Origin of the sequence: Catenulispora rubra (assembly GCF_015356825.1) — a bacterium.
GTDB lineage: Bacteria > Actinomycetota > Actinomycetes > Streptomycetales > Catenulisporaceae > Catenulispora > Catenulispora rubra.
On record NZ_JAACYW010000307.1, the window covers coordinates 1 to 13,381 of the forward strand.

General features: G+C 69.7%; 10 protein-coding genes. 5 read left to right on the forward strand and 5 right to left on the reverse strand.

Annotated features, from left to right (window positions below):
- Window positions 1-289 precede the first annotated feature (289 nt).
- Together GWK61_RS45570 and GWK61_RS45575 are read right to left on the reverse strand one after the other, a co-directional pair.
- On the reverse strand, window positions 290-1,594 hold the full coding sequence (locus GWK61_RS45570) for a lipase family protein (RefSeq protein ID WP_194918948.1): 1,305 nt from the start codon (window positions 1,592-1,594) through the stop codon (window positions 290-292).
- 137 nt (window positions 1,595-1,731) lie between these two features.
- On the reverse strand, window positions 1,732-2,367 hold the full coding sequence (locus GWK61_RS45575; protein WP_194918950.1) for a TetR/AcrR family transcriptional regulator: 636 nt from the start codon (window positions 2,365-2,367) through the stop codon (window positions 1,732-1,734).
- Window positions 2,368-2,460: 93 nt separating this feature from the next.
- Here GWK61_RS45575 and GWK61_RS45580 point away from each other — a divergent pair, with 93 nt between their 5' ends.
- Complete coding sequence (locus tag GWK61_RS45580; RefSeq protein ID WP_194918952.1) at window positions 2,461-3,441, forward strand: zinc-binding dehydrogenase; 981 nt, start codon at window positions 2,461-2,463, stop codon at window positions 3,439-3,441.
- A gap of 42 nt (window positions 3,442-3,483) precedes the next feature.
- Here GWK61_RS45580 and GWK61_RS45585 read toward each other — a convergent pair whose 3' ends face one another.
- The 3 genes from GWK61_RS45585 to GWK61_RS45595 all read right to left on the reverse strand — a co-directional run bounded on the left by GWK61_RS45585 (window position 3,484) and on the right by GWK61_RS45595 (window position 5,482).
- Entirely contained in the window at window positions 3,484-4,170 is a 687-nt protein-coding gene (locus GWK61_RS45585; protein ID WP_194918954.1) for an SDR family NAD(P)-dependent oxidoreductase, read from the reverse strand.
- 86 nt (window positions 4,171-4,256) lie between these two features.
- Window positions 4,257-4,652: a GntR family transcriptional regulator gene (locus GWK61_RS45590; RefSeq protein ID WP_194918957.1), complete on the reverse strand. Its 396-nt coding sequence runs from the start codon at window positions 4,650-4,652 to the stop codon at window positions 4,257-4,259.
- Window positions 4,649-5,482, reverse strand: coding sequence for a hypothetical protein (locus GWK61_RS45595; protein ID WP_194918958.1), 834 nt, complete (start codon window positions 5,480-5,482; stop codon window positions 4,649-4,651). The genes GWK61_RS45590 and GWK61_RS45595 overlap by 4 nt, the downstream gene beginning before the upstream one ends.
- A gap of 77 nt (window positions 5,483-5,559) precedes the next feature.
- Between GWK61_RS45595 and GWK61_RS45600 the strand changes: the two genes are divergently transcribed.
- The 4 genes from GWK61_RS45600 to GWK61_RS45615 all read left to right on the forward strand — a co-directional run bounded on the left by GWK61_RS45600 (window position 5,560) and on the right by GWK61_RS45615 (window position 13,376).
- Window positions 5,560-6,192 carry a hypothetical protein gene (locus tag GWK61_RS45600; RefSeq protein WP_194918960.1) on the forward strand — a complete coding sequence of 211 codons (633 nt, stop codon included), beginning with the start codon at window positions 5,560-5,562 and terminating at the stop codon, window positions 6,190-6,192.
- A gap of 109 nt (window positions 6,193-6,301) precedes the next feature.
- Window positions 6,302-7,855 (forward strand): succinic semialdehyde dehydrogenase, encoded by a 1,554-nt coding sequence (locus tag GWK61_RS45605; protein WP_194918963.1) that lies wholly within the window; start codon window positions 6,302-6,304, stop codon window positions 7,853-7,855.
- A gap of 128 nt (window positions 7,856-7,983) precedes the next feature.
- A complete protein-coding gene (locus GWK61_RS45610; protein WP_194918965.1) occupies window positions 7,984-9,681 on the forward strand; it encodes a serine/threonine-protein kinase in 1,698 nt (565 codons plus the stop codon).
- A 116-nt stretch (window positions 9,682-9,797) separates the two neighbouring features.
- Window positions 9,798-13,376 carry a ricin-type beta-trefoil lectin domain protein gene (locus GWK61_RS45615; RefSeq protein WP_194918967.1) on the forward strand — a complete coding sequence of 1,193 codons (3,579 nt, stop codon included), beginning with the start codon at window positions 9,798-9,800 and terminating at the stop codon, window positions 13,374-13,376.
- The last annotated feature ends 5 nt before the right edge of the window (window positions 13,377-13,381 follow it).

Genomic DNA, 13,381 nt, shown 5'->3' on the forward strand with positions numbered 1-13,381 from the left:
GAGGTGGGGGATTTGGCGGTGTGAAGGGGGATTTGGCGGTGTGAGGTTGGAGTGGGGCCGACACGCCGCACCGCCAGCCAGCACTCGCCGACTTTCCGGCCCGAACCGAGCGGCACCGCCGCTGTCGCCCGCAGCGCTGACCGAGGCCGCCGAGCAGCCGCCGCCGATCGCCAGCACGCCAGCCCGTGCTGCTGCCCGCCGGCCAGCGCCGCCCTCGTTGCCTCAGCACCGGCCCAGGTCGCCAGCCCGCCAGCCCGCCGCCGCCTGATCTCGCGCCCGGCGCCAGCCCCTACAACTCATCAAGCCAGTCGACCACAGCCTGAATCTCGCTCTCGTCGACCAGCAGCGCGAAGTGGTCCCCCAGCGATGCGGGATCCGGGCGTCCGGCCAGCACTCCGTAGTAGAGCTCTGCGACCGAGTCCGTGCCGTTGATCCTGCGCAGCTCGGCGATCAGTCGGCGGGTCTTGTCCGCCTTGACCCGCTCGTCGCCGAGTGCCTGCGAGACGCGGATCGGCACCCTGATCTGCTTGGCCGGGTCGAAGCCGTCGACCTGCCTCCAGTAGGCGTTCCAGGCCCTCGCGCGGGGGCTGGAGGGGTCCAGTGTCGGTGAGCGGAAGATGCCGTTCTCCGGTTCGTCGGCGTCGAGCGGGGCGCGCTCCATCCAGAAGTCGTCCAGGCTCAGCTCTGCGCGGGACTTGGTGTCGAAGTCGTCGCGGTACTTGTTCAGTGCGTCGGGCTGGAAGATCTCGGTGGCTTCGATGTCCGGGTCGCCGCCGAAGACGCCGTTGCTGAACAGCGCGTAGAAGCCGCCCAGGTCGCCGACGGGTTGCGGGTGCCGGTACGCGAGCAGCAGGCCGGGGTCGTCGAAGGGGTTCAGCGTCCCCTTCAGGTTGGAGGCCGGCGCTAGTGCGGCGACGCCTGCGAGGGCGCCATGCGCCGAGTAAGGGTCCGTACTCCGGGTCGCCAGGTGCGCCGCGAACAGTGCGGCCTGGCCGCCCTGGGAGTGGCCGACGATCGCGTAGCGCTCCGACAGCGGCGGCCGGTCGGTCAGCACCGCCAGCTGCCGGGCCGCCTCGACGATGTCGAGCACGCCGCGCCCCTCGGACTCGCCGAGCAGGAAGGGGTGGTTGCCGCGGGTGCCCAGCCCCTCGTAGTCGGTCATCGCCACGGCCCAGCCGGCGGCCATCAGCCCGCTCAGCAGCCGGTGCGGAGCCCGGTTGATCTTGCGGAGCAGGCCCAGGCCCTCGTCGCCGGGCTCCGCGTCGACGTAGGCGTCCATCGACGGCGCGCACTCGTCGGCGCTCCCGACCGTGCCGTGCGCCCAGCTCACCACCGGCCACCCGCCGACCGGCGCGCGGCCGTCGGGGAAGGCGATCAGCCCCGACACCGCGATCGCCTGCCCGAGCCGCGCCTTGGTGCCGCTCGTCGACTGGTACAGCACCCGGTACATCGCGCCCGCGCCGGCGACGAACGCGTATTCCCCCGGCTCGATCGCCTCGTGCCGGATCAGATCGCCGGCGCTGCCGGTCACGTCCTTCTCGGTCTCGACGTAGAACTCGATCTCGGGTTCACGCGGCACGAAATCGTTGGCCATGGCAGGTCCCCCTCCGGAGATCGACAGCTCATCACAGAGCTCTGATATCCGCGATCCTCGCGACCCGCGCCGATCCCGTCAAGAGCTCAGAGCATCCGGGTGATCGCTGACAGTGAAGAGGTGTTCGACACCGCGATTCACTGAGGAACGCGGATCGCTTCCGCCACGAGCGAAGGCTTACGGGGCAACGCGCCGTTCGTCTCGCTCTCCCGGAACGAATCCAGCGCGAGCGCGGCGAAGCGACGAGCCGCCAGCGTCCGGTCGGAGGGCCGGGTCGCCGACAGTCCCCGACCGGCCTGCAAGACGAGCACGAAGTCGTCGAGAACGAAATCGTGACGCAGCCGGCCCGCGCGCATGGCCCGAGCGGTGAGCGTTTGGAGCTCGCGCAACAGCGAGGCACGATGCCGGGCGAACACCGGCGCCTCAGGGCTAGCCCACATGAACGCGTCGATGAACCCCTTGTTCTGCGCGTTGAGCACAGTCAAGTGCTCGACGACCCACGCGAAACCGCGCCACGGATCCGGATCGGCGCATCCATCCACCACGATCTGGCGGCAGGCCCGCAGCTCGTCCGCGAAGACGCCGTCAATGAGCGTCTGCTTGGTCGGAAACCGCCGGTACAGCGTCGCCGGCCCCACCCCGGCGGCGCGCGCGACTTCGCGCATCGACGCTTCGAGACCGCGCTCGGAGAACAACGCGCGAGCGGCCTCCACGATCCGGTCGCGGTTCTCCTGCGCGTCGGCGCGAAGCTTCTGAGTCACTTCTCCGCTCATCGTTCTCACTTCCGCTAAGTGGACGCAGGCGTCCACTACGTTCGAATCGTAGCTGATCAGAGGCTCAGCACTGACCACCAGAAGGAGACGATGATGCGCGCGGTCGTGATCGAGAAGTTCGGAGACCCCTCGGGAATGGCGGTACGCGAAGTCCCGGATCCGGTCCCCGAAGCGGGCCAGGTCCTGATCACGCCCGAAGCGGTCGGGGTCGGCGGAGTCGACGCCGTGATCCGTCGCGGAACCCTCGGCACCTTCGGGTTCACCGAGGGCCTGATCCCGGGCAGCGAAGTCGCGGGCCCGATCACGGCGGTCGGCGACGGCATCGATCCGGCCTGGCTCGGACGCCGCGTGTGGGCGTTCACCGGCACCAGCGGCGCCTACGCCGACCTGGCCACCGCCGACCTCAACCGCATCACCGCCCTGCCCGACGGACTCTCCTTCATCGACGCCGTGACCCTCGGCAGCGCGGCCCCGGTCGCGCACTTCGCACTGGCCCACGCGCACTTCACCGCCGGTGAATCAGTGCTCGTACGCGGTGCGGCGGGCAGCATAGGCATCGCGACCGTGGAACTGGCCGCCCGCGGCGGCGCGAGCACCGTCGCCGTCACCACCTCCGACGCCGAACGCGGGCGACGGCTGCGCGACCTCGGCGCGACGCTCGTCCTCGACCGGGCCGGAAACAGAAGCCACAGCAGCCAGGACCACCGCACCGAATCAGACACCTTCGACGTCATCATCGACATCGTCGGCGGCGAAGCCGTCCCGGACTTCATCGACCGCCTCAACCCCAACGGCCGCCTGGTCCTCGTCGGCGTCGTGGCGGGCATGCCGCCGGCGGACTTCGGAATGCGGCTCCTGCAAGCGTTCCGGCAGTCACGCTCGTTCGCGACGTTCAGCCTCGACACCGTCCCCATCGACACGTGGAACCAGGCCCGCGCCGAGCAGTTCGAGGCGGCGGCAAAGGGAAACCTGCATCCCGTCGTCCACCAGGTGATGGCGCTTCATCAGGCTGCTGACGCCCACCGCCTGATGGACGACGGCTCGGTCTTCGGCCGCATCGTCCTCACGCCGTGAGTAACAGGACACGAAGACGAGCGACGGCCGCTCAGCGCCCGATCATGTGAGCTGAACCCCGCCGTCGATGACCAGGTCCTGACCGTTGATCCCGGTGTTCGTGAGCAGGAACTCCACGGCCCCGGCCACCTCGTCCATGGTGACCAGCCGACCGATCGGCGTCCGGGGCACAGCCGGGTGGTCCTTGAAGTCGCGCCACTTGGGGCTGTCCCCCACCACCGCCGGGTGGATGGCGTTGACGCGGTGCGGCGCGATCTCGATCGCGAGCGTCTTCGCCAGTCCCGACACGCCCTGGTTGATGACCGTCACCATCGTCGAACCCGGATACGGCTTGTCCTTGGCCACGCCGCCGAACAGCACCACCGACGCGCCGGGCCGGAACCGCGGCCGCAGCGCCCGCACCACCTCGGCGTAACCGACCAGCTTGATCGTCACCACCCGCACCGCGGCCTCGACGTCGAACGAGGCCAGCGTGTTCGGCGTCTGCTCGATGCCGGCGATGACGAGGTTGTCCACTTCCTCAACATCGGCCAGGGCCTCCACGATGCTGGCCGGCTCGGACAGATCGACCGCCAGCCCCCGGGCCGCGCCCTTGATGTTGCCCGCCGCCTCCTCGGCCCGCGCGAGGTCCCGGCTGGTGATGACGAGATCGTCCCCACGATCGGCCAGACGCTGGGCGATGACCTGCCCGAGCCCGCCGGTACCGCCGATGACAATGGTGTTCGCCATTCTTGACCCTCTTCCGTGCCTGATGGCAGTTGTCGAATGCTCCGCATCCGTCAACGTCGGGCGTCAGCGTCATGCTTCCCGAAACCTCAACCCGCTGAGTCGCCGCTGAGCTCCGCGGCGACCGCCGCGAGCGCGTCGCCGTCGGCGATGCCGAGCCGCCGCGTGGTGGCGGCGAAGGACCGCGCCGCCTCGGTCAGGAGACGGCGGGTGTCGGCGACGGTGCGGTCGTCGGCGTCGCGCGGGCTCCGGGGCGCGACCACCGTGCCGGTCCGCACCCGGCTGGTGACCAGGCTGCCGGCCTCCAGCTCGCGGTAGGCCCGCGCCACGGTGTTCACGGCCAGCCCGAGATCCCCGGCCAGCTGCCGGATCGGCGGCAGGCGGGTGCCCGGCGGTAGCGCCCCGGAGCCGATCATCGCCGCCACCTGGGCCCGGATCTGCTCATAGGGCGGGACCGGGCTGGCGTCGTCGAGCTCGACGATCATGCGGCTTCCGGAGCGGCCGGCCCGGAAACCGAGCCGTGCGGGGGCGAGGGCCAGTAGGCCAGGATCCGTCCGACGATCGGGAAGCCGATGCCGAACAGGGCACCGAACATCCCTGTCACGTGGTTGTGCATCATGACGTCGGCCGCAGCCAGTTGGGACCCGACGCACGAGCCGACCAGCACCATCCCGGCCGCGGCGAGCACGTGCAGCGACCGGGAGCGGATCGCGTCGTCGGCGGCCATCCGGTCCGGCTCGGCCAGCGGCTGCGGACGCCGCAGGACGTGGCGTTGCGCCGCGAGCGCGACGGCGCCGACGCCGAGTCCGGCGACCGTCCATGTCATCATGACCCTGATATCGCCCTCGGGGTGGGATCCACGGCGGGCGAAGCAGAAGACGGCGGTCAGCACGCACAGGACCATAGCCGCCGGCACGGCCCGGCGTCCGGCCCACGGCAGATAGTCGGCGGCGCGCCGGGACGCCAGCGACGCCGACGTGCGCGGCCCGCGGTCCAGGTGCGCGACCCGGAGTTCGGCGACGGCGGCGCCGGCGAACCAGCCGGCCAGCGCCCACTGGAACGCCAGGCCGTAGGTCCCGCCGGTGTGGAAGGTGGCCAGCACGCCGACCGTGAACCCGGCGGCCCGCCACCTGCGGGTGGTCGCCCGGTAGGCGATGATCTGGTTCCCGTTCCCGACCGTCACCCGCAGCGAGTGCAGCCGGGCGAACTCCTCGACGCGGCGGCGCGGAACCGGGCCCACCGCCGCATAGACAGTCATCAGGAGCAATACGACCAAGCTCAGCCCGAGCACGGCGATGAAGGACGTCGGCAGCATGCTGGTCAATGTAGCGAGACATTGCTACATTGTCCACGCCGAGAACGGCTCGGCCCGGGTGCCATCAGGGGGTAGGCATGACACGGACACAGACGCGGTGGGTGAGCGACGAGGTCTGGGCGGAACTGGATCCGAACGCCGGGACCATGAGCCGCGCCCAGCGCCGGCGGGCGCTCGCGGTGGCCTCGGCGGCGGTCGCCGTGCTGATCGCCGGCTTCACGATCGACCGCTCCGGCGTGGTCCAGGCCCACGTCGACTACTCCGCCGATTCCAGCGACTCCGGCGCGGCCTCGCCGAAGACGAAGTTCTTCACTCGACAGGTCGCAGTGCAGAACAACGGCTGGACCACGATCCACGTGACCAGCGTCGGCAAGGACGGCCCCGGTTTGCACCTGGTCCGGCCCAACGGCCCGGAAGGGCTCCCGAAGGACTTGGACCTCCAGGGCAGCACAGCCGTGCCGTTCGACCTGCATCCGGGCCAGATCGCGATCGTGGAGGTCGCCTATCAGGTCACTGACTGCGCAGCGGTCTCATCGGACCCGTTCCCGGTGGCGCTGCGGGTCGACCGGCCGTGGGGGACGCAGACGGTCGACATCTCGCTGCCGCTGATGCCCGCCCCCGGGATCACCAACGGGCTCGTGCCCGCGTCGGACATGATCGGGTGGCAGAAGGAGATGGCCGACGCCGTCTGCAACCCGCGCCAGTTCTGAGCCGCGCAGCTTCCAAGGCCGAGCCACTTCTGAGCCGCGCCGTTTCCGAGTCGCATTTCCGAGCCGCGCGACTGGAGACATCACAACTAGAACGAGTTACAGTTCGGCCATGAGTCTGCCGCCGTCAGTCACCTCTGAACTGCTCGCGAAGCTCACCGGCATGGTCGTCTCCACCAGCGGTCGCACGTACGCGGTGACCGAGGTCTACACCGGCGACACAGTCGTGGACCTCCCGCAGTCCGACCCCGCCGACGTCCAGACCGCCTACGCCGCAGCCCGAACGGCGCAGGCGGTCTGGGCTTCCTGGCCCCTCAAGCGGCGTACCGGCGTGATGAAGCGGTTCCACGCGCTGCTGCTGGAGCGGGGCCTGGTCGTCGCGGACCTGATGCAGGTCGAGACCGGCAAGGCCCGGCGGATGGCTTTCGAAGAGACCTGCGACGTCCTGATGGTCACCAGCCACTACATCAAGGCCGCGCCGCGGATCCTCAAGGAGCGCAAGCACGGCGGGGTGGTACCGCTGGTATCGACCTCGACCGAGGTGCGGATCCCCAAGGGTGTCATAGGGCTGATATCCCCGTGGAACTTCCCGTTCGCGACCAGCCTGTCGGACGCGATGCCCGCGCTGATCGCCGGGAACGGCGCCGTGCTGAAGCCGGACAACAAGTCCACGCTGAACGTCGCCTACGGAGTCGGCCTGCTCTACGAGGCCGGGATGCCGGCCGGGCTGGTGCAGATCGTCTGCGGTGAGGGCCCTGATATCGGCGCGGCCCTGATCGACGGCGCCGACTACGTCATGTTCACCGGCTCCACCGCGACCGGCCGGATCATCGGGGCCCAGGCCGGACAACACCTGATCGGCTGCACGCTCGAACTCGGCGGCAAGAACCCGCTGATCGTGCTCGACGACGCGAACCTGGACGAGGTGATCGCGGGCACGGTCACCGCCACGTTCCTGAACACCGGCCAGGCCTGCATGCACATCGAGCGGATCTACGTCTCCGAGCGGCGCCGGGAGGAGTTCACCAAGCGCTTCGTCCAGGCCGTGCAGGCGATCCGGGTCGCGGCAGCCTACGACTTCTCGCCGGACATGGGCTCGCTGGTGTCGGTGCCGCAGCGCGAGCGCGTGCAGTCGCACGTGGACGACGCGGTCGCGAAGGGCGCGACCGTGCTGACCGGCGGCAAGGCGCGGCCGGATCTGGGCCCGGCGTTCTTCGAGCCGACCGTGCTCACCGACGTCACCCCGGACATGACGCTGGCGACGGCCGAGACGTTCGGACCGGTCACCGCGATCTATCCCTACTCATCGGTCGACGCCGCCGTGGCGATGGCCAACGACACCGAGTACGGGCTGAACGCCAGCGTGTGGGGCGGCGACCGGAAGGCCGCCGAGGCCGTCGGGCGCCGGATCGAGGCCGGCAACATCAACGTCAACGACGGCCTGGCCGCGTCCTACGCGTCGAAGAAGAGCACGTCCGGCGGCTTCAAGGCGTCCGGGGTCGGCAGCCGGCACGGGGACGCCGGGATGCTGAAGTACACGGACGTGCAGAACGTGGCCGTTCTGAAGAGGCAGGTGCTGACGAACCCGCCGGACACCGACTGGACCAAGCAGGTCGACAAGACCGTCAAGGGCCTGCGATTCATGCGGAAGCTGGGGATCCGCTGACCCGGAGCCGAGCGCCGGTCTCTCCTCAAAGCGCCTCCTGACGTGCACTATGGTCGTCGTGTCTGCCGCGACGCCGACCGATGAGACGGGCCTCCTCGGTGCGCCGGGCTTGAGGGGAGCACTCGGGGATGGAACAGCTGACGGCTGATGATCCGCGATGGATCGGGCAGTACCGGTTGTTGCGGCGGCTGGGCGCCGGCGGGATGGGCCTGGTCTACCTCGGGCGCACCGCCGGGGGTCGGACGGTGGCCGTCAAGCGTGTGCACGCGGACTACGCCAACGACCAGGAGTTCCGTCAGCGCTTCCGGCAGGAGGTGGCCGCGGCGCGGCGGGTCGGCGGGCGGTGGACGGCGCCGGTGTTCGACGCCGACACCGAGGGGCCGCAGCCGTGGGTCGCGACCGGGTATGTCGCCGGGCCCTCGTTGCAGGCGGCGGTGAAGGAGTTCGGCCCGTTGCCGCCGGCGACGGTGCGCGCGCTGGGAGCCGGTCTGGCGGAGGCGCTGGACGCCGTGCACAAGCTCGGGCTCGTGCACCGGGACGTGAAGCCGTCGAACGTCCTGCTCGCGCTGGACGGTCCGCGGCTCATCGACTTCGGCATCACCCGCGCGCTGGACGCCGCGGTGCAGCTCACCCGCACCGGCCTGCTCGTGGGCTCGCCGGGGTACCTGTCGCCGGAGCAGGCGCAGGGCACGGCGGCCGGACCGGCCAGCGACGTGTTCTCGCTCGGTGCGGTGCTGGCGTTCGCGGCAGTCGGCGCGTCGCCGTTCGGGGAGAAGCTGCCGGTGGCGACGCTGCTGTACCGGGTGCTACATGAGGACCCTGATCTGAGTCGACTCGCTCCAGATCTGCGTCCGCTCGTCGCGGCGTGCATGGCGAAGAACCCTGCCGCACGTCCGACGCTCGACCAGCTGCGCATCGGCTTGGAGGCCGGTGGGGACAGAATGCGGCTCGGTGGCGAAGGCTGGCTGCCCCCGGCCATCTCAGCGTCGGTCGGCCGGCTGGCCGTGGAGCTTCTGGACCTCGACTCCGACCTCGACTCCGACCCCAGCGCCGACGCGGCGCAAGCCGATCCCTCGGCACAAGCCCCGACCCCGACGCTTCATCCGCAGCAGGCGGCAGCCAACGATTCGCTGCGGATGGCAGAAGCGAACCAGTTGCCGCCACAGGGTTTCCTGGCGCCTGGATACCAAGGGCAGCCGGCCTTCACGCAACCGTCCTTCACACCGCCGCCGACGGAAGCCCCGCTGACCGCGGTGGCGACGATGACCGGCTCGGCCCTTCCCGCATGGCGGAACCCGCCGCCGCCGAGCCCCAAGCGGCGCGGGCCGCTCATCGCGGCGATCGGCGCGGGTGCGGTCGTCGTGGTGGCGGCCATCGCCATCGCCGTATCGCAGTCTTCGTCCTCTGACACGTCGTCGCAGCGGCAGGGCGGCGGGAGCACGCCGACGTCGAACGCGCAGGCCGGAAAGCAGAGCTCGACGGGATCCACGGGCGGCGCGATCCCCAGCAGCTACCTCGGAACGTGGCAGGGCACGGTCACCGGATCGCAGCTCCCTTATCCGCTGCCGATGACGGTCACCGTGGCCCAGGGACGCATGGGCGACCCGGTCGGTACCGTCGCCAACGACGGCGGCAACGGCCAGACGTGCACGATCAAGACCTCCCTGGTGTCCGCCAGTGCCAGCCGCATGGTGCTGCGCTACGTGCCGGGCACCGCGAGCTCCGGTTGCATACCGATCCTGGCCGACGAGATCTACACGCTGAACCAGAACGGCTCGATGCAGATGACTGTCGGCGGCTATCTCGCGGAGCTGAACCGGCAGTAGCCCCGCGTCACAGCGTCCTGACTTTCACCCCTTGCTCATCGGCTGACTGTCTGTTAAATGCCTATTACAACGTTGTTTTCAACGTTGTCAAAGCCACCGGATGGAGCTGATCAGGCATGAAACGAAGAGCCCGGCTGGCGGTCACCGTCAGCCTCCTCGCCCTGGCGGGTTCGGCCCTGTACTCGCCGGCCGCCGCCACCGCAGTCGGCGCTGCGGTCGGCGCCGGCGGCAAAGCCCAGGCCACAGCCGCGTCGACCGCGGTCACCGACGGCAGCGCCCGGTTCGAGGTGCTCACTCCGACGTTGGTCCGCATGGAATATGCCGGGGACAACAAGTTCCAGGACGCTGCGACTTTCAACGCTGTAAACCGCTCGTTTCCGTCCGTACCGTTCACGACGTCGGTCAGCGGCGGCTACCGCGTGATCGACACCGGATCCGTGACCCTTCGCTACAAGGAGGGCAGCGGACCCTTCACCGCCGCCAACACCTCGATCACGGTCTCGGGCACCAACGCGACCGCCGCGCCATCGTTCCCGTCCTACTGCGCCTTCGGTACCGCGTGCGAAGCCGAGGACGGCCTGCTCAGCTGGGGCGCGATGGCCGCCTACGACCACAACAACCACACCGGATCCGGCTTCGTCGCGGGCTTCAACCAGGTGCACAGCGAGGTCCAGCAGGACGTCTCGGCCGTGCCGTCGAGCGGGACGTACCAACTCAGCGTCCGCTACGCCAACGCCCAGGGCGGCGACGGCCAGAGCATCACGCGCACGCTGTCGACCACGGTCAACGGCGTGCCGGGACCGACGCTCAGCATGCCGGTCACCGGTTCGTGGGACACCTGGTCCACGGTGTCGGTGCCGGTCACGCTGAACGCCGGGGTCAACAGCATCGGCATCGTGCAGAACGCCTCCGACAGCGCCAACGTGAACCTGGACAGTCTGGCCGTCACCGCCTCCGGCGCCGGCTACCCCGCACCCGGCGCCTCCAGCGCGCTGCTGACCACCGCTTACGGCGCCGGCCCCACCGACACCCTCGGCGGCTGGTCCAGCTCGCTGGACAACCAGAACCCTGCCACTGCGACAGAGCGGCCGGGGATCCTGGACCGCGACGGCTGGTACCTGCTGGACGACTCGCGCTCGGCGCTGTTGAACGCCGACGGCACGGTCACCGACCGGCCCGGCCACGGCGGGCAGCCGTATCAGGACGGGTACTTCTTCGGGTACGGAACCAACTACAAGCAGGGCCTGTCCGATCTCAATGCCCTGACGGGCAACACGAACCTGCTGCCGGAATCCGCTTACGGCGTCTGGTATTCGCGCTACTACGGCTACAGCACGTCCGACTACGAGAACACGTTGCTGCCGACCTTCCGCAGCACGTTCACGCCGCTGGACTGGCTGGTCATCGACACCGACTGGAAGGCCCCGAACCAGTGGGACGGCTGGAACTGGAACGGTTCCCTGTTCCCTGATTCCAACGCGTTCATGAGCTGGACGCAGCAACAGGGGCTGGAGACGTCCCTCAACATCCACACCGCCATCTCCGGCTCGGACCCGCAGTTCACCGGCGCGAACAGCACGGCCGGCGGCCTGTCCCCGGACGTCACGCGCTCCGGCGACTACGAGTTCGACTGGTCGAACCCGAACCAGCTGGCGGCGTACTTCAACCTGCACAAGCCCTTCGAGCAGCAGGGCGTGCGCGAGTGGTGGCTGGACTACTGCGGCGGCTGTGGGAACTCCACGGCCAGCGACCCGCACGTCGCCCCGGGCAACTTCATCAACCAGGCGTACGCCCAGGACGGCACGGCGCGCGGGCTGCGCGGCTTCTCCTTCGGCCGTATCGGTTCCTCGTCGCAGGCCGGGGACAACGGCAACTACGCGCTCGGGCCGTGGTCCGAGCGGCGCAACACCATGCAGTTCACCGGCGACACCGAGGCCACGTGGGCCATGATGGCGCTGGAGGCGCAGTTCGCCGGGGACGAGGCCGCGGCCGGGATCTCCAACGTCAGCAACGACATCGGCAGCTTCCACGGCAACCATCTGGCCGACGACATGTACGCGCGGTGGGTGCAGCTCGGGACCTTCCAGCCGGTCGACCGGCTGCACTCGGACCACGGCGACCGGTTGCCGTGGAACTACGGCGCGGCCGCCGACGCCAGCGCCGAGCGGTTCCTGCGGCTGCGGGAGGCGCTGGTGCCGTACACGTACACGCTGGCGGCGCAGGCTAACGCCACCGGCGTGCCGATCATCAGGCCCCTGTATCTGGACTATCCGGCGAGCAATGAGGCGTACAGCTTCAAGCAGGAGTACCTGTACGGCGACAACGTGCTCGTCGCCCCCATCACCAGCGCCAGCGACGCCAACGGAAACGGTTCCGTCAGCGCGTGGATCCCGCCGGGCACCTGGACCGACTACTTCACCGGGACCAGCTACACCGGACCGACCACCGTGACCATCACCGACCCGCTGTCGCAGATGCCGGTGCTGATCAAGAGCGGCGGCATCATGCCGCAGCGCGCCAACTACGTGCCGGACGCGAATTCCTCGCCGCTGACGCAGGTCACGCTCTCCGTCGCAGCCGGGGCGGACGGGTCGTTCCCGCTCTACCAGGACGCCGGCGAGGGCAACGGCTATCGGAGCGGGCAGTCCACGACCACGCCGATCTCCTGGAGCGACGGCTCCCGGACGCTGACCGTCGGCGCCGACACCGGCGGCTTCAGCGGCGCGGCGACGCAGCGTTCGTACACGCTGCGGCTGTCGAACACGGTCGCGCCGACGGCGGTGTTCGTCGACGGCGCGCAGGTGCCGGAGACGGCGTGGGCGTACAACCCGAACCTGCGGACGACGACGGTCACGACCGGCGCGCTGCCGGTCGGGTCGTCGCACACGATCAGTTTGACCGGGAGTGCGACGGCGAACCCGACGAGCGGGGAGGTGATCGGCGACGCGGGCCTGTGCCTGGACACGCGTGGCGGTACGACGACCAACGGCACGGCGATGCAGGTGTATACGTGCAACCACAGTACAGCGCAGCAGTTCACTTACACGGCCAACGGGACCACTGGGGGCACGCTGCGGGTGCTTGGGAAGTGCCTGGACGCCGCGAACGCCGGCACGGCCAACGGGACCGCCATCCAGCTTTACGACTGCAACACCACCGGGTCGCAGAACTGGGTCGCGCAGAGCAACGGCGAGCTGGTCAACCCGCAGTCAGGGCGCTGCCTCACGGTGCCCGGCGGGAACACGACTCCGGGTGCGGTCCAGCTGCAACTGCAGGACTGCAACGCGGCCGCGCCGCAGGTGTGGAAGCTGCCGCCCGGGCCGGTGAACGGGCCTGGCGGGCTGTGCGTGGACGTGGCCGGCGCCGACCCGTCGTACGCGACCAGCACGCAGCTGTGGACGTGCAACCAGACGGACGCGCAGCGCTGGTACACGCCGGGCGACCAGACGATCCGCGTATTCGGCAAGTGCCTCGACGTGAACCACGGCGGGACGGCGAACGGGACACCGGTGCAGTTGTACGACTGCAACGGGAGCGGCTCGCAGACGTGGGTGACGCAGGCGAACGGGTCGCTGCTGAACCCGCAGTCGGGGCGGTGCCTGGACGATCCGAACAACGGTGAGAAGGCGGGGGATCTGCTGCAGATTTATGACTGCGATGGGGCTGCGGCGCAGGTGTTCGGGCTTGGGGGGTAGGGGGT